The organism is Lacisediminihabitans changchengi (assembly GCF_016634425.1).
Taxonomy (GTDB): domain Bacteria; phylum Actinomycetota; class Actinomycetes; order Actinomycetales; family Microbacteriaceae; genus Lacisediminihabitans; species Lacisediminihabitans changchengi.
The window spans coordinates 557176-575032 of sequence record NZ_JAEPES010000004.1 but is presented as its reverse complement, the minus strand read 5'-3'; the positions used below and the strand labels follow the sequence as shown (position 1 = coordinate 575032).

The following is a 17857-nucleotide window of genomic DNA, read 5'->3' as shown; positions in this document are numbered from 1 at the left end:
AGCGGTCATCGTGATGGTGCCTTTCGAGTGGAGGTAAGAGACTTCTCGAAGGTCTCACACGGTGACCGCGCTTACGTCTCGCGACGAGCCGGCCACCAAGAGTTACACCACTTTATGGGGCACTACTCCAGGTGGAGCGGGACGAGATGGAGCCGAACCAGGCGGACCGGATCCAGAGTCGTGCAATCAGAGTCGACCGCTGATGTTGATTCGGCCAGCAATCGGCGTGAAGGTAACCCAATGAGCCTAATTCGGCCTCACGCGCCTGGTTCAGACCGGTTCGGAGACTTCCGCCGGCTATGTTTCACGTGAAACACTCGCGCTACGCGAGGGAGTCGGGTGCGGGCTAGTCCCCGCGGATCGCGGCTTCCGCCAGCGCGCTATAGACCCAGCCGAGATCGTGGCCCGCCGCTTCGAGGGCAAGGGGGAGGATGGAGGTTTCGGTCAGTCCGGGGAGGACATTCGCCTCGAGGAACCAGGGCGTTCCCGATGCGTCAATGATCAGATCTACGCGCGAGAGGTGACGGAGGCCCAGAGTGCTGTGTGCGAGCAGTGCCACTTGGGCGGCGCGCGCGGCTACCGCTGCATCGAGGCGAGCCGGGGTGAAGAAGCGCGTTTCACCGGCGTTGTATCTGGCCTCGAAACTGAAGACGCCTGAGAGGGGTTGGATCTCGACTCCTGGCAACGCGACCGGACCGTCGCCGGTGTCGATGATGCCGACGGCAACCTCGGTGCCGACGATCTTCTGCTCCACGAGAGCGGTATCGCAGTACGTATACGCATCGACCATGGCGCGGGGGAGAGCCGACCGGGCGTTGACCAGAGTGACTCCCTGAGCGGAACCGCCCTGTGCCGGCTTCACCACCAGGGGGATTGGCAGTTCGTCGACCAGGCTGTCGAGAACGCTCTGCGCGCCGAGCTCCCGGAACGCGTCGCGCGAGAGGGAGATCGACCGTGGCGTCGCGACTCCGGCGCGCCCGACGAGTACCTTCGCGGTCGGCTTGTCCCACGCGAGACGGGAGGCGCCGGAGGTGGAGCCCACGAACGGAATGCCGATGAAGTCGAGGAGTCCACGGAGCGCTCCGTCTTCGCCACTGGCTCCGTGGAGAGCGGGCCAGACCACGTCGGGGCGCGTGGCAGTGAGGTAGGACAGAAGCGAGGCATCCGGGTCACGCAGTTCAACCGAGATTCCGTGCTGCCGCAGACTGTCGGCGACACGGCGGCCGGAGCGCAGCGACACGTCGCGCTCGTGGGAGATGCCGCCCGCGAGCACGACGACGGACTTGGGGGTGAAATCATTCATGATGGTGCCGTTCAGGCGAGGTTGGACGGCGGACTTGCGATGCCGAGCTTGGCATCACGAGCCGGAGCGATCGAGCGCAGCGGCGCGGTTTGCGAGAAAGTGCGCAAGAGATCCATTTCGCCGTTGATGACAACGGACAGGCGGCGGATGCCCTCGCGAATGAACTCGGGTGTGGGGTAGCAGAACGAAAGGCGCATGTTGTTACGGCCGTTGCCATCAGCATAAAAGGCGGTGCCAGGGGTGTACGCCACGAGTTCGCGAACCGCGCGCGGCAGCATCGCCTTCGAGTCGAGGTGGTCGGGAAGGGTGGCCCAGATGTAGAACCCACCGTTGGGAACGGTCCAGCTGAGCTGAGGGAGATACTCGTCGAGAGCTGACAGCATCGCATCTCGTCGTTCGCGGTAGATGCCGCGGAAGGTATCGATCTGCCCCCGCCAGTCGGCGGTGTTCAGGTATTCCGTGATCATGTATTGACTGAACGAGCTGGGCGACAGCACCGCAGCCTCATTCGCGAGAATCAGCTTCTCTCGGATGGCATGCGGGGCGAGAGCCCACCCCACCCGGAAACCAGGCGCGAGCGTCTTGGAGAATGTGCCGAGGTAGATGACCCCCTCCTCCTCGACCGAGCGCATGGCTTGCGGCGGAGGGGAGTCGAAATAGAGCAGACCGTAGGGGTCATCCTCCAAAACCAGGATGTCGTTGGCTCGGCAGATCTCGAGGATCTCCAGTCGGCGCTCCCAGGTGAGGGTCACCCCAGCAGGGTTGCTGAATGAGGGGATCGTGTACAGGAACTTGATCGTGCGGCCCTGTGCCTTCACCTCCGCGATGCGCTGGCGCAACGCCTCGGGGATGAGACCGTGCTCGTCCATCAGCACGTGCTCGACCTCGGCCTGGAACGACTTGAACACGACCATGGCGGTCACGTAGCTCGGGCCTTCGGCCAGCACCACGTCGCCCGGATTGATGAAGAGCTTCGTCACCAGTTCGAGTGCGTGCTGCGATCCGGTGGTCACGACGACGTCGTCAACGCTGGCCCGGATGCCTTCCAGCGCCATGATGTCGAGGATGTGCTCGCGCAGCTGGGGAATTCCCTGACCAGAGCCGTATTGCAGAGCCTGAGGACCCTCCTCGCGCATGACCCGCTCGAAGGCTCCGCCCACCAGATCCGTGGGCAGCGCCGACACGAACGGCATGCCGCCGGCGAGGGAGACAACCTCGGGGCGGCTGGCGACGGCGAACAACGCTCGGACTTCGGAGGCGCTCAGGCCGGCCGTGCGGTCGGCATAGAGGTCGTACCAGGGGTCGAGATTCGTTCCCGACTCCGAAGGGGAGTGTCCGTTGCTCATAGGGGTTCCAGGATCGCCGAAGGGTATGAAGTCTCCACAATAGACCGCGGAAACAGGGAAGGCCCGCCCCCGAGCCGGGAACGGGCCTCCACTAAAAAGACCGGGACTACTTGAGCCACTCGGCGAAGTCGGCCTCGAGTGCCGGCTTCGGCTTGGCGCCGATGACGCTCTTCACGACCTCGCCACCCTTGAACAGCTTCATGGCCGGAATCGAGGTGATCTGGTACTTCGCGGCGATCTCCATGTTGTCGTCGACGTTGACCTTGACGAGCTCGATCTTGTCGGCGTGCTCGGCGGCGATCTGGTCGAGAATGGGGCTGACCGCGCGACAGGGGCCACACCACTCGGCCCAGAAGTCCACGAGGACGAGCTTCTCGGAATCCAGGACGTCTGCCTGGAAGCTGGCGTCGGTCACATCTTTGGCGTTTGACATCTCTACTTCTCTCTCTGGTGAGTTACGAAACTGTGCTGAGGTACAACGTCTGAGCTGGTAACTCAGGCCGGAACGGCGGTCGGCTCAGCCGTCGCCGACGCCAGAAGCTCTTTGGGGAGGGCCGCCAGGAAGTGTTCCGCGTCGAGCGCGGCGGCGGCACCGGAGCCGGCCGCGGTGACGGCTTGACGATAGGTCGGGTCGACGACGTCGCCGGCCGCGAACACGCCGCGCTTGCTGGTGCGGGAGCTGCGTCCCTCGACCTTGATAGTGCCTTCGGTCGTGAAGTCCAGCTGCCCGTGCACGAGGTGGGTGCGGGGATCGGAGCCGATGGCGACGAACAGTCCCTCGAGTTCCAACTCCGAGACTGAACCGTCGACGGTGTCGCGAAGGGTGACCCCGGTCACCTGACCGGAGCCGTTCACCCGTTCGACCGTCTTGTTCCAGATGAACTCGATCTTCGGGTTCTCGAACGCACGATCCTGCATCGCCTTCGAGGCACGAAGCGTCTCACTGCGGTGGATCACGTAGACCTTGTCGGCGAACTTGGTAAGGAAGGTCGCCTCCTCCATCGCGGAGTCCCCACCACCGACAACGGCGATGGTCTTTTTGCGGAAGAAGAAGCCGTCGCAGGTGGCGCACCACGACATCCCGTGGCCGCTGAGTTCTTCTTCCTCGGGGAGTCCGAGCTTGCGGTAGGCGGACCCGGTCGCGAAGATCACGCTGAGTGCCTCGTAGACCTCGCCATTGCCGACGGTCACCCGCTTGACGTCGCCGTCCAGTTCGAGCGAGACGACGTCATCCAGCAGCACCTCGGTGCCGAAGCGCTCTGCCTGAGCGCGGAAGTGGCCCATGAGCTCCGGGCCCATGATGCCCTCGGGGAATCCCGGGAAGTTGTCGATCTCGGTCGTGTTCATGAGCTCGCCGCCGACCTCGACGGAGCTGGCGATCAGCAGAGGCTTGAGCCCACCACGAGCAGCATAGATCGCCGCGGTGTAGCCGGCAGGACCGGAGCCGATGATGATGGTGTGGCGCACGTGAAACATCTCCTTGGATGACTGCGGAGCGCACGGATGCCGCTTCGCTGACCGGTACAACACATACTATTCGCTGGGTATTCCGGTGGTACGGATGCTCTCGACTGGCCCCCTGAGAGCGACCGTCGACGGCCCGCGTTAGCGCCCGATTCGTGCCCGGAGAGTGCGGATAACCGCGCCCAGTTCTGGATTGCGGAACAGCGCCAGCAGCCCGAGGTAGACGATTCCCATCGCACCCGCGATCACGACGAGGGATACCGCCGCCGGAAGTCGGCCCGAAAGGGCGAAGCCGCCGGGGGTCATGCCGCCGAGCAGGTTCAGTAGCAGCACCCCCACCGCACCGGAGACCAGCGCGAGGCCGAGGAACTGGAGGTGGCGCAGGAACACGCGCCGGCCATCCATTCCTCCGATGCGGCGGGACACCAGCACGATCACGATGATCGCCTGGATGCTGAACGTGATCGACGTGACCGCTGCGATGCCGACGGCGATCCACTGGGTGGGCAGTGCCATGCAGGCGAGGGCGCCGCCGATGAACAGAGCCGACTGCACGCACTGCACCAGGAACGGGGTGCGGGTGTCGCCGAGGGAGTAGAAGACACGCTGCAAGACGAACAGCACCGTGTAGAGGATGAGGCCCGGTGCGAACGCGAGCACCACATTGCCCATCGAGGCGACATCGCCGAAGCTCGTCTCGAAGAAGCGGGAGAACGGGTAGGCGACCACGGCGAGCACGACCGTGGCGAACACCATCAGGAGGCCGATCGAGCGCAGAGATTCTGACACGTCGGAGCGCAGTGCCGGGGTGTCGCCTGAACTCGCGTGGCCGCTCATCCGGGTGAAATATGCGGTGACGATAGAGACCGCGATCACCGAGAACGGCAGCATGATCAGCAGCCAGGAGTTTGCCAGCACGAAGTTGGAGGCTCCGTCACCCGACGCGATCGACGCGACGCGGCTCTGGAACACCCCGGCGACCTGGGTGACCAGCACCATGCCGAACAGCCAGCCCGCCGACTTGCCGGTCGCCCGTAGGCCGACACCGCGCCAGTGGAAGTCGGGGCGGAAGCGCAGCCCCGCGCGGCGCCAGAACAGGAACAGCACCAACGCCTGGGCAACGATCGCCAGCGTCGTGCTGCCGCCCAGGAGCAGGATCTTGCCGGTGTCCCAGTCGCCGACAGCTCCGTTCGCATCCTTCGCACCGAATAGCAGGAGGAAGACGACGAGCCCAGCGATGCTCACCACGTTGTTGAGGACGGGCGCCCAGGTGAACGGGCCGAACACCTTGCGGGCGTTGAGTACCTCACTCAGCAGGCTGTACATCGCGTAGAAGAAGATCTGCGGCAGACACCAGTACGCGAAGGCGGTCGCGAGCGCGATCGCGTCGGGGGTGAAACCGCGGCCGGAGGAGGAGGACGATGCGTAGAGGTTGACCAGCGCGGGAGCGGCGAGCGTGGCGACGATCGTGATCGCCGCGAACAGGACCGCCCCGAGAGTGACCATGCGGTTGATGTACCGCTGTCCGCCGTCCGCATGAGCGGCCGCCCGAACGATCTGCGGCACCAGCACGGCGCTGAGCACCCCTCCCGCGATGAGGGCGTAGATGTTGTTCGGTAGCTGGTTGCCGATGGCGAAGGCGTTACCGGCCGTCGCGGTGCCGATGACGGCGGTGAGCACGGCGGTGCGGCCGAAACCCAGCACGCGGGAGACGACGGTGCCGGCGGCGAGGATCGCGCTGGCGCGGCCCATTCCAGCCGAGGCTACCGCGGCGGTGTCCTCGTCATTCTCGACACCCTCGGGGCTCAGGGAGTCGGTCACTGCGTGATGCTCTCGTCGGTCGGCGGAGGAACGGATGCCGGGTCGCCCTCGGACACGTCGGCCGGGTCATCCGGGTTTCGCTTCTTCTTTCGGCGCTTGGCGATGTTGCGGTAGATTCCGAAGCCGAACACCGCGACGATGCCGATCACGACGACGAGGGTGGCGGCGGTCTCCCAGCCGGCCTGAACATCGACGTCGATGAACTTGACGGTGCCGATGGGGGAGTTGGTCGCGCTGGACAGAGAGGCCCGCACGGTCACGTCACCGTTGGCGAGGGCCGTGACCGGCACTAGGGCCTTCGACTGCGAATTAGCCTCGACCCGCAGCTCCACCCGGGGGTTCTCCACGGTGATCGCGCCGTTCGGCGACACGACACTGACATAGACGGTTACCGGATAGGCGAGCTCGTTCGTCACCGCCACGTTGAGATTGACGTTGTTCGAGACGAAGACCTGCGACCCGGTGTCAGCGATGCGAACGCTCTGCGCCGTCTTCTGTGCGGCCTTCAGATACTTCTTGGTGGCCGCCGTCCACGCGTCGGGCAACGACAGCCATTCGTTCGACAGGGTGGACAGCAGGGAGAGGCGTTGGGGGCCACTCAACACAGTGGGATCGTCGAGGGCCGAGCTGAAATTGCCCACTGAGGTCTCGGCGGCCAGCAACGTCTGCACGGCGTCGACGCGGGCATCCGTTTCGGGTTTGGGAACGATCGCCACTGCGGCACGCTCCTGCGACCTCGCGATGTCGTGCAGAGCGGTCGCCGAGAACCAGGGGAGCGTCGCGAGCGCGTCGAGCGTCTGCCCGAGCTTGCCGGCGAGGCCCGGAGTTGTGCGCCCCAGGGTGGCCAGCAGCGGCCCGCCCTCTGCGGCCCGGGCCGATCCGGCGAGGGAGAGAGCGGCGGACAGATTCGCCATCGCGTTCGGCCACGAGGCGTCGGTGGCGGTGACCGCTGCGCGCAGCAGGGTGCTGAGCTCATGGTCGGAGACGATGACGGGGTGCGCCCCGACGGTCGCTGCAGAGCCACTGGTGTCGGTGCCGTAACTGACATTGTCGGAATCGAGGATGCTCGTGGTCAGGTCGCTGGCGGCGAAGAAGTCGAGATCAGCGGCGGCCACGGTGTTATCGGCAGGCCACGCGATGCCGGGAATCGTGTAGTCGAAGGCGGTCAGGTCGGCCGAGGTCGGCAGCGTCGGAATCGGTGTGCTGCTCGGGGTGGGAGTGGGGCTGACCGTGGGCGTCTCGGTGGGAGCGGGCGAGTACCCAGGGAAGAGCTTCGGATCGATGGTGAAGGAGGTCGGCCCGAGCACGCGGGGGGCGCGCGCCTGACTCTGCACCGCGAGATCGGTGTCGGCGTAGGCCAGCGCGAAGGTGTCGTTGTCGGCGGCCCGCAACCGGTCCAACCAGGCTGTGGCAGACGGCGGGGCCGACGGGCCGAGGATCGTGATCGAGGCGATGATGCGCGGATCGACTCCGAGTGCGACGCGGCGATCGACGGCCTGGTTCAACTGGGTGGTCAACACCCCGCCCACCCCCGTGTACTGCGTGAGAGTCGCTGCCGAGAGCAGCCCCGGCTCGGCGGCGGGAACGGTGAGCGGCGCAGCGACCGCTAACGGCACCGGCGCGATCGGGGTGCCGGGATTGACGACGATGGTGCTTCGCGACTGGCCGACGGATGCACCATTCGCGTCGACGCGGACGGCCAGTTTGTGCACGCCGTAGCGTGCGCTCAGCCCGAGGGTGGCGGCCGGGACGCGGATGCTGACGCCTCCCGTGAATCCGGCGCGCACGAGCGGTGTGGCTGCGGTGAAGATGACGGTGCCGAGGGCGTCGTCGTCGAGCGGGGCATCCGTCAGCCAGTCGGTGAGCGTCGTGCGGGAGGTGACGAGCGAGCGCTCGAGCGACACGGTCGCCGTGCCGGCCGGAATGTCGCTGGTGGTGCCGTTGGTGATTGTTCCGGTGATCACCAGGTCGGCATCAGGCGTGACGACGCCGTTATCCCCGGCAGCGAAGACGACGGAGGTGGTGACCGGGGCATCCGCGGCGACGGGCGCCGCCGACGCGGCCGAGGGCAGCACGAAGAAACCCAGGGCCGAAACCGCGGTGAGGAGGATGCTGACGAGTCTCATAGGCTGCGTTGGCCGATAGTCCATGAGCCCGGCCTCCACAGATTCTACGGGGCGCACCCTCGGCATCCGCTGAGGTGGGCGGCCGCGCCCCGCCGGTAGTCTTGAGGATATGGAGAACGTCGCTTCGGCCATTCAGCGACTCTCGGAACTCGCAGAATCCACGCCCATCGCCCGCCTGTCGGCAGCATTCGAGACGGCCGGGTTCGAACTCGCCCTGGTCGGCGGCCCGGTGCGCGACGCCTTTCTCGACCGTCGGCTGACCGACCTCGACTTCACCACGAACGCCCTTCCCGACCAGATTCTGCAGATCGTGAAGCCGCTCTCGTCGGCGCACTGGGACATCGGGCGGGCCTTCGGAACCATCGGCGCCATCATCGACGGGGAGCAGGTGGAGATCACCACCTACCGCACCGATGCTTACGACGGCGAGACGCGCAAGCCGGTGGTCGAGTTCGGTGACAGCCTCGAGGCGGACCTGGTGCGCCGCGATTTCACCGTGAACTCGATGGCACTGCGCCTGCCGAGCAAGGTGCTGGTCGACCCGTCTGGTGGTGTGGAAGATCTCCTGGCGCGCCGACTGCGCACGCCGTCGTCTCCCCAGGTGTCGTTCGGCGACGACCCGCTGCGGATGATGCGTGCCGCCCGCTTCACCTCGCAACTGGGTTTCACTATCAGCGCGTCGACCGCTGTCGCGATGGGTGAACTCGCCGACCGCATCGCCATCGTCTCGGTGGAGCGGGTGGCCGACGAACTCGGCAAGCTGCTCAAGACGTCGGCGCCGCGCGCCGGCCTCGAGGTGCTCGTCGACTCGGGACTCGCCGAATTCGTGCTGCCCGAACTGCCGGCGCTGAAGCTCCAGATCGACGAACACTTCCACCACAAAGACGTGTACCAGCACAGCCTCACCGTGCTCGACCAGGCGATCGAGCTGGAGCGGTCGCGGAATCCGGACTCCCCACCCGATCTAACCTTGCGGCTCGCCGCCCTGCTGCACGACATCGGCAAGCCCGCGACCAAGCGCACCGAGGCCGGCGGAGTCGTAACGTTCCATCACCACGACGTGGTCGGGGCGAAGCTCGCAAAGAAACGCCTGAAAGAGCTGCGGTACGACAACGAGACGGTGGCCGCGGTCAGCACGCTGATCGAGTTGCACCTGCGCTTCTTCGGATACACCGAGGGCGCGTGGACCGACTCGGCGGTCAGACGCTACGTGCGTGATGCGGGCCCGTTGCTCGAGCGTCTGCACATCCTCACCCGCGCCGACGTGACCACTCGCAATCGACGCAAGGCGGATCGACTCGCGTTCGCCTATGACGACCTCGAGGAGCGCATCGCCGTGCTCAGCGAGGAAGAGGAGCTGGCGGCCATCCGTCCCGATCTCGATGGCGAGCAGATCATGGCGATTCTGGGGCTGCGTCCCGGACGCGAGGTCGGCGAGGCCTACCGCTACCTGCTCGAGCTGCGGCTCGAAGAGGGAAGCCTCGGAACGGATGTCGCGACCGAGCGACTGCAAGCCTGGTGGGCATCCCGCCCGAGTTGATCGGCCCGCCCGGTTTCGACTACACTAGGCAGGTTGTCTGTCGTCATATGCGACGCGCAACGATGCCAAACCCTCCTGTCACAGATCGTCTGTGGCCGTTCTAGTCCAGAGGAGGTGGGTTAGTTATGCATCAGTACGAACTAATGGTAATTCTCGATCCAGAGATCGATGAGCGCACCGTCGCCCCGTCACTCGATAAGTTCCTCAACGTCATTCGCAATGACGGTGGAACCATCGACAAGGTCGACGTGTGGGGACGCCGTCGCCTTGCCTACGAGATCAACAAGAAGTCGGAAGGCATCTACGCGGTCGTCGCGTTGACCGCCAACCCCGACGCCACCGTCGAACTCGACCGCCAGCTGAAGCTCAGCGAAGCCGTCATGCGCACCAAGGTGCTCCGCGCGGAAGAGGCGATCGCGCAGGTCGCCGAGGCCGCGAAGCTCTCCGCGGAGAAGGCAGCCCGCAAGGCAGCCCAGCCCGCCAAGGCCGAGCCCGCAGCAGCGAGCGCCGAGTAGCTCATGGCCGGCGAAACCGTCATCACCGTCGTGGGTAACCTCACGAGCGACCCGGAGCTGCGCTACACGCAGAACGGTCTCGCGGTGGCGAACTTCACCATCGCCTCGACGCCGCGCAACTTCGACCGTGCCAGCAATGACTGGAAAGACGGCGAAGCGCTCTTCCTTCGTGCAAGTGTGTGGCGTGAGTTCGCCGAGCACGTGGCCGGTTCCCTCACCAAGGGATCCCGCGTCATCGTGACCGGTCGACTCAAGCAGCGCTCGTACGAGACCAAAGAGGGCGAGAAGCGCACCAGCTTCGAGATCGAGGTCGACGAGATCGGCCCGAGCCTCCGGTACGCGACCGCACAGGTCACCCGCACCTCCTCCTCCCGCGAGGGTGGAGCCGGCGGCGGCAGTTTCGGTGGCAACTCTGGTGGAGCAGGACGCGGCCAGGTCGCAGACGAGCCGTGGGCGGCATCCGCTCCCGCAGCGTCTGCCAGCGGCGACGTCTGGAACACGCCGGGCAGTTACAGCGACGAAACCCCGTTCTAAGCCTTCTGGCTTAGCGCACTCATTCTTCAGAAAGCAGGAAACCCATGGCTGGAAAGAGCAGCGGCGATCGCCGTAAGCCCCTCCGCACTCTCAAGGGTGGCAAGAACGCCGCCCCCGCGAAGTCCATTCGCGTCGGCGTCATCGACTACAAGGATGTCGCCACCCTCCGCAAGTTCATCTCGGAGCGTGGAAAGATCCGCGCCCGTCGCATCACCGGCGTCTCCGTCCAGGAGCAGCGTCTCATCGCCCGTGCCGTCAAGAACGCACGCGAGATGGCGCTTCTTCCCTACGCCGGCTCGGGCCGTTAAGGAGCTATCCCATGTCTAAATTGATTCTCACGCACGAGGTCACCGGCCTCGGTGCTCCCGGTGACGTCATCGAGGTGAAGAACGGCTACGGCCGCAACTACCTCATCCCGCAGGGCTTCGCCGTAGCGTGGACCCGCGGTGGCGAGAAGCAGGTCGAATCCATCAAGGCCGCCCGCGTCGCACGCGAGCATGCCACGATCGAAGAAGCCCTCGACCTCAAGGCCAAGCTCGAGGCGAACGTCGTCAAACTGACCATCAAGGCCGGCCAGGGCGGACGCCTCTTCGGCTCCGTCAAGACCTCCGACATTGCGGATGCCGTAGCGGCATCGGGTCTCGGAACCGTCGACAAGCGCAAGGTCGAGATCACCACCCCGATCAAGTCGACCGGCACCCACGAGGCCACCGTGCGTCTGCGCGACGACCTCGTCGCGACGATCACCGTTCAGGTGCTCGCCGCCAAGTAACACGGCACCACCTCTGAAGGGGGTAGCAGCCGGCGAGAGCCGGATGCTACCCCCTTTTTAGGTGTCAAAACAGCGTCGTTGTCCCCATCTTTGTACACAGGGTGATGGGGAATCAGACAACTCTCAACCCGAACTCTAGACATCTTTCTACACACAGGCTGATCTCAAAATAAATGCTGTTCAAGGGGGTATTCGGTTAATTACAGGCCGGAGTTTCCACACAGTAATCCACAGGTTCCCCACACGGTTTGCGGCGATTCTCCCCAGCAGTCCACAGTTTTATCCACAGGCTCGCTTTGGTGCTGGGTATCCGGCGTTCGTAGTGTGTACACGCGCCGATCGGGGGGCGTCACACTTCGACATCGGCGGGAATGTCAGGGGTGCCCGGTACTACTGAGATCGGCACGCTGAAGGGTATGGAATGTCAATAGCTCATCTGGGACTTGGTACAGAGCCGAGGCAGTCCGAGCGCACCCCGCCGCACGATCTTCTCGCCGAACAGAGCGCCATCGGCGGCATGCTGCTCAGCAAAGATGCGGTGGCCGACGTCATCGAGTCGGTGCGCGGCGACGACTTCTACATGCCCAAGCACGAGATCATCTTCGGCGCGATTCTCGCGCTGTATTCGCACGGTGAACCCACCGACGTGATCGCCGTCACCGACGAGCTGACCAAAATGGGTGAGCTCAGCCGGGCCGGCGGAGCCGAGTACCTGCACACCCTCACCGGCCTGGTTCCCACCGCAGCGAACGCCGGGTACTACGCCTCGATCGTCGCAGAGAAGGCCGTGCTGCGTCGTCTCGTCGAGGCGGGCACTCGCATCGTGCAGATGGGCTACGCCAGCGAGGGCGAGGTCGTCGACCTCGTCAACAATGCGCAGGCCGAGATCTATGGCGTCACAGGCGGTGTCGAGGCCGAAGACTACGTGCCGCTCAACCTCGCCATCGATGCCGCTACAGACGAGATGGAGGCGGCGCGCGGGCGCGACGGCTCCATGACTGGAGTCCCCACCGGTTTCAGCGAGCTCGACGACCTCACCAACGGGCTCCACCCCGGCCAGCTGATCATCATTGCGGCGCGGCCGGCCCTGGGTAAGTCGACGCTGGCTCTGGACATCGCGCGTGCGGCATCCATCAAGCACGATCAGCCCTCGATCTTCTTCTCGCTCGAAATGGGCCGGAGCGAGATCGCCATGCGGCTCATGTCGGCCGAGGCGTCGATTCCTCTCCAGAACATGCGTAAGGGCACGATGGACTCCCGCGATTGGACGACGATGGCGTCGACCCGCGGTCGCATCAACGACGCCCCGCTCTACATCGACGACAGCCCGAATATGACGCTCGTCGAGATCCGCGCCAAGTGCCGCAGGCTCAAGCAGAAGGTCGGCCTGAAGATGGTCATCATCGACTACCTGCAGCTGATGACCTCTGGCAAGCGCGTCGAATCTCGTCAGCAGGAGGTCAGTGAGTTCTCGCGTGCGCTGAAGCTGCTCGCGAAGGAGCTGCAGGTTCCGGTGATCGCGTTGTCGCAGCTCAACCGTGGTCCCGAGCAGCGCACCGACAAGATGCCGGCGATCTCCGACCTGCGTGAGTCGGGCTCGCTGGAGCAAGACGCCGACATGGTCATCCTGCTGCACCGTGAGAGCGCCTATGAGAAAGACAACCCGCGCGCGGGCGAGGCCGACCTGATCGTGGCCAAGCACCGCAACGGCCCAACCCGCACCGTGACGGTCGCGTTCCAGGGCCACTTCTCGCGGTTCCAGGACATGGCGTCGGTGTAGCAAGTGCCGTGTAGCAAGTGCTGCCCGGACGCCAGTGCACCTCGGTCAGCGATCGATGTTGGCAGACACCAGCTCCGCGGCTGAGAGTAGGCCCTCGGCTCCGGCAAGGCCACGCTCGCGTACCGCGGCGACGTCCACGCCCAAACGGCTCACCGCATCGGCGAAGTGCTCGATATCTTCGCGCATCAGTCCCTGCAAGTGCGGAGCTATCTGCGGCATGATCTGATCACCCAGCGCCTGCATCACAAAGCTTCCACCGCTACTGGAAGCCAGCAACCGCCGGAACGCGCCGATGTCGACGCCGATAGTGGCCGCGATAGCCAGGACATCCTCCGCGTTCTTCAGATTGGTCATCGTCAGGGCGTTGTTCAGCAGTTTGGCCACCTGGCCAGAGCCCGGGCCGCCCATGTAGACGACCGACGCCGAGAACGTGGCGAAGACTGGCTCGGCGCGGGTGAAGGCGTCGAAGTCTCCGCCGACGATCGTCGCCAGCTGGCGCGCCTCGGCCCCGGGCCCGCCACCGCTGACCGGAGCGTCCAGGAACGCGATGCCCCGCTCGGCCGCGAGTTCAGCGAAGGCGATCGCGGCCTCTGGATCACCGGTGCCGTGGTTGACGATGATCGAGCCGGCCATCATGGCGCCGAGAAGTCCCCGGGCGTTGAGCACGTCGTCGACGTCTGAATCGTCACGGAGCACGAGGAGCACGATGTCGCTCGCGGCGCCCAGGCCAGCGGGAGTCGACTCCGCGGTGAATGAACCGGCGCGCAGTTCGTCGAGCGACGTGGCGCGGCGCGCCCAGACGTGCAGCGGGTAGGGCGAGTCGGCAATGGCGCGCGCCATCGGTGCGCTTTGGTCACCGAGGCCGATGAATCCGACCGTACGGGTGAGTGAGCTGGTCATGACTATTGTCTTCTTTCTTGATTCACTGACTTCGATGGTTATCGCGGTACGGGCATCGTTCGATCACGCCTCGATGAGCCGAACGGCGAGCTCCCATAGGCGGTCGGCCTTAGCCGCATCGAGCGCGTAGTCGGCGACGCCCGCCGCCCACCCGTTCCCGTTGAAAACGGTGGCTGCTTCGTTGTTGTTCTCGAAGTAGCGGCCTCTGATGCCGTCCAGCAGCGGCGAAGTGGCGACGAAGATGCTGGTCGCGGCTCCCTGCTCGACGGTCTTGCGCGTCGAACGCGCTGGCTCCCATCTTCACCCCGGGGACCAATCTCGTGCGTGCGGCCTTCCTCGATCCCCAAGTGAAAGCGCTCTGGCGAGGACTTCGCCCGGCTGTGGGCTCGCCACGACGTGCGCCCGAAGGGAGCGGGACGCTCGACGATCATCCACCCGGATGTCGGTGAGCTCGACCTGCGCTACGAAAAGCTCGCCGTGCTCTCGCCGTCGGCCGGTCAGATTGTGGTGATCTACCACGCCGATCCCGGAAGCAGCACCGAGGTCAGGCTGGCCAGGCTGTACGCGGAGGCCGTAGGCACACCCTCAGCGCTCAGAAACGGCAGCGTAAACTAGCGAGCGTTGCCGTCTCAGAAAGAGGATCCGTGGCTCCGATGCAGGACAACGCAGAACAGCGGGCCGCCTACTGGCCGGTCGCTGTCGCCCGAGCCGTGCCCTTGGCCGGTCTCGGCCTGTGGATCACCTTCTCGGCAGACCACTCCGCGGTGTTCGGCCTCCTCGTGTTCGGTGTGTACGGCATCGTTGCCGGCATCGTCCTCGGCACGATCGCCTGGCTGAGGCTTGGCAGCAGCGGCGTGCGCACCCTCTTTCTGGTGCAGGCAGTCGTCAGTGTCGTTGCCGGTCTGGTCGCCCTGATCACGGATGCCGCGGTCGCCGGCTCGAGAGCCCCGCATCCTGGCGTCTCCTTCTTTTTCCTCATCCTGGTGATCTTCTTCGCCGTCACCGGAGCCCTGGAGCTGTATAGCGGCTACCGCAGCCGACGCCGCTATGTCGCGTCGACCGACTGGTTCGCCGTCGGTGGCCTCACGGCGATCGCGGCAATCGTCTTCGTGGCGATCCCGCCCGGGTACAGCCAGTCCTTCACCGGCCCCGATCACGTGTTGCGGGTGCTCGACTCCGCAGTGGTCGCGGTTGGTCTGCTCGGCGCATACGGCGCCATCAGCGCGGTCTACCTGCTCATCGCTGGCCTGTCGGCCAAGTGGGGAACGCAGTCGGCCGCCACCATCGTCGCCGAGGCGACCCCGATCGAAGACGAGAAGCACGCGTGAGTACCATCCCCGGATCCGACGGAACCGACCCCACACCGACCGAGCACGAAATCGTCGAGCCGACACGCAGGGAGCGCCTGCGCCCGGTCGAGTTCATCGTGATGGCCCTGATCATCGCGGTCTTCATCGGACTGGTCGTTCTCGGCAGTACGCGCGAAGTAGTTCTGGCGTTGGTGTTCTTCGGCGTGGGGTTCATCGTGTCGCTGGTCGTGATCGCCATGCTGGCGCTCGCCGTGAAGCCGGATGATGCCGAACAGCAGGATCTCGACGAGCAGAACCACGAACACGGCGGGTCGACGCACTAAGCCGTCTCAGGCGGGTTTCGATACGGCTGCTCGCGCGGGCGCTCGCGGCCTACTCAACCAGCGGAGTCCGCGGGTTTCGAAACCGCGGCCTACTCAACCAGCGGAGTCCCCGGCGGCCGGGCATCCGTTTCAGGGGTTGAGGTAGTCGACCAGCTCGCTCGCGAGGCCCACATAGGTCTGCGGGCTGAGGGCGATGAGTCGTGCCTTCGCCTCGGCACCGATGTCGAGCGCATCGACGAAGGAGCGCAGCTCTTCCGCCCCGACCCGGCGACCCCGGGTGAGTTCTTTGAGCATCGCGTACGGGTCGGCGATCGAGCTGCGTCCGGCGGTGACCTCGGCACGAATGACCGTCTGGATGGCCTCGCCGAGCACCTCCCAGTTGTTCGACAGGTCGTCGGTGAGGCGCTCGCGATTGACGTCGATCTCGCCGAGACCGCGCAGGATGTTGTCGAGCGCGAGCAGCGAGTGGCCGAGGGCGACACCGATGTTGCGCTGCGTCGTGGAGTCGGTGAGGTCGCGCTGCAGGCGGGAGGTGACCAGGGTGGCCGCGAGCGAATCGAGCAGCGCGCTCGAAAGTTCGAGGTTGGCCTCCGCGTTCTCGAAGCGGATCGGGTTGATCTTGTGCGGCATGGTGGATGACCCCGTGGCGCCGGCCTGCGGGATCTGCGTGAAGTAGCCCATGGAGATGTAGGTCCAGACATCCGTACACAGGTTGTGCAGCACCCGGTTCAGGTGGCTGGTGCGCTGATACAGCTCGGCCTGCCAGTCGTGCGGCTCGATCTGCGTGGTGAGCGGGTTCCAGTCCAGGCCAAGCGAGGTGACGAACTCGCGCGAGATCGCGGGCCAGTCAAGGCGCGGATCGGCGACGACGTGCGCGGCGAAAGTACCGGTGGCGCCGCTGAACTTGCCGAGGTATTCGACCGCCTCGATCTGCTTCGCAATGCGCTGCAGGCGACCGACGAAGACGGCGAACTCCTTGCCGACGGTGGTCGGGGTCGCCGGCTGACCGTGCGTGTGCGCGAGCATGGCGTCGTCGCGGTGCGCGAATGATCGCTCCTGCAGGGCCGCGATGACGGCCTTGGCCTTGGGCAACCAGACCTGTTCGACAGCCGCGCGGATCGTCAGCGCATAGGAGAGGTTGTTGATGTCCTCGCTGGTGCAGGCGAAGTGGGTGAGCTCGGCGACGTCGTTGAGCCCCAGGTCAGAGAGCTTGCGACGAACGTAGTACTCGACCGCCTTCACGTCGTGACGGGTTGTGGCTTCGAGGGTGGCGAGCTGATCGATCGCGCTCTGGTCGAAGTCGCTGACCAACGCGCGGAGGGCACGAGCCTGCTCGGCGTCGAGGCGGTGTGATCCGAAGTATTCGTGATCGGTGAGGTAGATCAGCCACTCCACCTCGACGTGCACCCGCGCGCGGTTGAGACCGGCCTCGGAGAGGTGCTCGCCGAGCTCGGAGACGGCGGCGCGGTAGCGGCCGTCGAGGGGGCTGAGGGGTTGTTCGGGCAGTGGGTTCATGAGACTCCCTGTCGGATTCCTGGTTCTATTTGTCGGAACAGCGCTGCGCTGGACCGTTCGATCATGCCGAGCACGCTGTCGAACATCGCGGCGTCGGAGTAATACGGGTCTGGTACGTCGACCTGTTCGGCCTGTTCGTGGTCGAAGCTGAGGAGCATCTGCACCTTGCCGCGATCCTGTTCTGTTGCCGCCCAGGAGCGCACGGTGCGCTCCTGGCTGCGGTCGAACACCACGACGAGGTCGAGGTTGTCGAACCACTCCGGGTCGAACTGGCGCGCTCGGTGCCGGGACCCGTCGTAGCCGTGCGAGGCGAGCGTGGCAATGGTGCGACTGTCGGAGTGTTCACCGACATGCCAGTCACCGGTGCCGGCGGACATCACGGTCACCGCCCCCTCGTAGCCGGCTTTTTTCACCAGGTCGAGAAATACCACTTCGGCCATCGGCGAGCGGCAGATGTTGCCGGTACACACGAAGCAGATTCGGAAGAGCGCCGATCCGTCGAGGGTGCGGTCGAAGCTCATTGCTTCATTGTCGCGCAGATTCCCGCCGAAGCATCATCCCCTCCTCCCCAGACGGATGCTGGCGCCGCCCATGCACGAAACCTCGGG

Annotated in this window: 17 protein-coding genes and 1 pseudogene; 9 read left to right on the top strand and 9 right to left on the bottom strand. The window is 65.3% G+C overall.

Going from position 1 to position 17857, the window contains the following annotated elements; genetic code table 11:
- Window positions 1-346: 346 nt before the first annotated feature.
- From IV501_RS13940 to IV501_RS13915, 6 genes are all read right to left on the bottom strand, one after another.
- Complete coding sequence (locus IV501_RS13940) at window positions 347-1303, bottom strand: D-alanine--D-alanine ligase family protein (protein WP_200556932.1); 957 nt, start codon at window positions 1301-1303, stop codon at window positions 347-349.
- Window positions 1304-1314: 11 nt separating this feature from the next.
- Complete coding sequence (locus tag IV501_RS13935) at window positions 1315-2649, bottom strand: aminotransferase-like domain-containing protein (RefSeq protein WP_200556931.1); 1335 nt, start codon at window positions 2647-2649, stop codon at window positions 1315-1317.
- Between the two features lie 106 nt (window positions 2650-2755).
- Entirely contained in the window at window positions 2756-3082 is a 327-nt protein-coding gene (gene trxA / locus IV501_RS13930) for a thioredoxin (RefSeq protein WP_200556930.1), read from the bottom strand.
- Window positions 3083-3144: 62 nt separating this feature from the next.
- Window positions 3145-4116 carry a thioredoxin-disulfide reductase gene (trxB, locus tag IV501_RS13925; protein WP_200556929.1) on the bottom strand — a complete coding sequence of 324 codons (972 nt, stop codon included), beginning with the start codon at window positions 4114-4116 and terminating at the stop codon, window positions 3145-3147.
- Between the two features lie 138 nt (window positions 4117-4254).
- Window positions 4255-5934, bottom strand: a complete 1680-nt coding sequence (gene murJ, locus IV501_RS13920; RefSeq protein ID WP_307812299.1) for a murein biosynthesis integral membrane protein MurJ — start codon at window positions 5932-5934, stop codon at window positions 4255-4257.
- Entirely contained in the window at window positions 5931-8060 is a 2130-nt protein-coding gene (locus IV501_RS13915; protein ID WP_200556928.1) for a DUF6049 family protein, read from the bottom strand. Before IV501_RS13915 ends, murJ begins: the two co-directional genes overlap by 4 nt.
- Window positions 8061-8169: 109 nt before the next feature.
- Between IV501_RS13915 and IV501_RS13910 the strand changes: the two genes are divergently transcribed.
- The 6 genes from IV501_RS13910 to dnaB all read left to right on the top strand — a co-directional run bounded on the left by IV501_RS13910 (window position 8170) and on the right by dnaB (window position 13201).
- Entirely contained in the window at window positions 8170-9600 is a 1431-nt protein-coding gene (locus IV501_RS13910; RefSeq protein WP_200556927.1) for a CCA tRNA nucleotidyltransferase, read from the top strand.
- Between the two features lie 125 nt (window positions 9601-9725).
- Complete coding sequence (gene rpsF, locus IV501_RS13905; RefSeq protein WP_200556926.1) at window positions 9726-10115, top strand: 30S ribosomal protein S6; 390 nt, start codon at window positions 9726-9728, stop codon at window positions 10113-10115.
- Window positions 10116-10118: 3 nt separating this feature from the next.
- Window positions 10119-10649 (top strand): single-stranded DNA-binding protein, encoded by a 531-nt coding sequence (locus IV501_RS13900; protein ID WP_200556925.1) that lies wholly within the window; start codon window positions 10119-10121, stop codon window positions 10647-10649.
- A gap of 44 nt (window positions 10650-10693) precedes the next feature.
- Window positions 10694-10957: a 30S ribosomal protein S18 gene (rpsR, locus tag IV501_RS13895; protein WP_196830392.1), complete on the top strand. Its 264-nt coding sequence runs from the start codon at window positions 10694-10696 to the stop codon at window positions 10955-10957.
- An 11-nt stretch (window positions 10958-10968) separates the two neighbouring features.
- On the top strand, window positions 10969-11421 hold the full coding sequence (gene rplI, locus IV501_RS13890) for a 50S ribosomal protein L9 (RefSeq protein ID WP_200556924.1): 453 nt from the start codon (window positions 10969-10971) through the stop codon (window positions 11419-11421).
- Between the two features lie 421 nt (window positions 11422-11842).
- Window positions 11843-13201, top strand: a complete 1359-nt coding sequence (gene dnaB / locus IV501_RS13885; protein ID WP_200556923.1) for a replicative DNA helicase — start codon at window positions 11843-11845, stop codon at window positions 13199-13201.
- 45 nt (window positions 13202-13246) lie between these two features.
- On the opposite strand, the gene IV501_RS13880 is transcribed toward dnaB, so the two are convergent.
- Window positions 13247-14101, bottom strand: a complete 855-nt coding sequence (locus IV501_RS13880; RefSeq protein ID WP_200556922.1) for an NAD(P)-dependent oxidoreductase — start codon at window positions 14099-14101, stop codon at window positions 13247-13249.
- A gap of 372 nt (window positions 14102-14473) precedes the next feature.
- Between IV501_RS13880 and IV501_RS13875 the strand changes: the two are divergent.
- The 3 genes and pseudogenes from IV501_RS13875 to IV501_RS13865 all read left to right on the top strand — a co-directional run.
- A pseudogene (locus IV501_RS13875) lies at window positions 14474-14716 on the top strand (MmyB family transcriptional regulator); the annotation flags it as partial.
- A 38-nt stretch (window positions 14717-14754) separates the two neighbouring features.
- Window positions 14755-15429: a hypothetical protein gene (locus tag IV501_RS13870; RefSeq protein WP_200556920.1), complete on the top strand. Its 675-nt coding sequence runs from the start codon at window positions 14755-14757 to the stop codon at window positions 15427-15429.
- Entirely contained in the window at window positions 15426-15734 is a 309-nt protein-coding gene (locus tag IV501_RS13865) for a hypothetical protein (RefSeq protein ID WP_307812298.1), read from the top strand. Before IV501_RS13870 ends, IV501_RS13865 begins: the two co-directional genes overlap by 4 nt.
- A 129-nt stretch (window positions 15735-15863) precedes the next feature.
- On the opposite strand, the gene purB is transcribed toward IV501_RS13865, so the two are convergent.
- Both purB and IV501_RS13855 read right to left on the bottom strand, forming a co-directional pair.
- Entirely contained in the window at window positions 15864-17249 is a 1386-nt protein-coding gene (gene purB, locus IV501_RS13860) for an adenylosuccinate lyase (RefSeq protein ID WP_200556919.1), read from the bottom strand.
- Complete coding sequence (locus IV501_RS13855; RefSeq protein ID WP_200556918.1) at window positions 17246-17770, bottom strand: low molecular weight protein-tyrosine-phosphatase; 525 nt, start codon at window positions 17768-17770, stop codon at window positions 17246-17248. The genes purB and IV501_RS13855 overlap by 4 nt, the downstream gene beginning before the upstream one ends.
- Window positions 17771-17857: the final 87 nt, after the last annotated feature.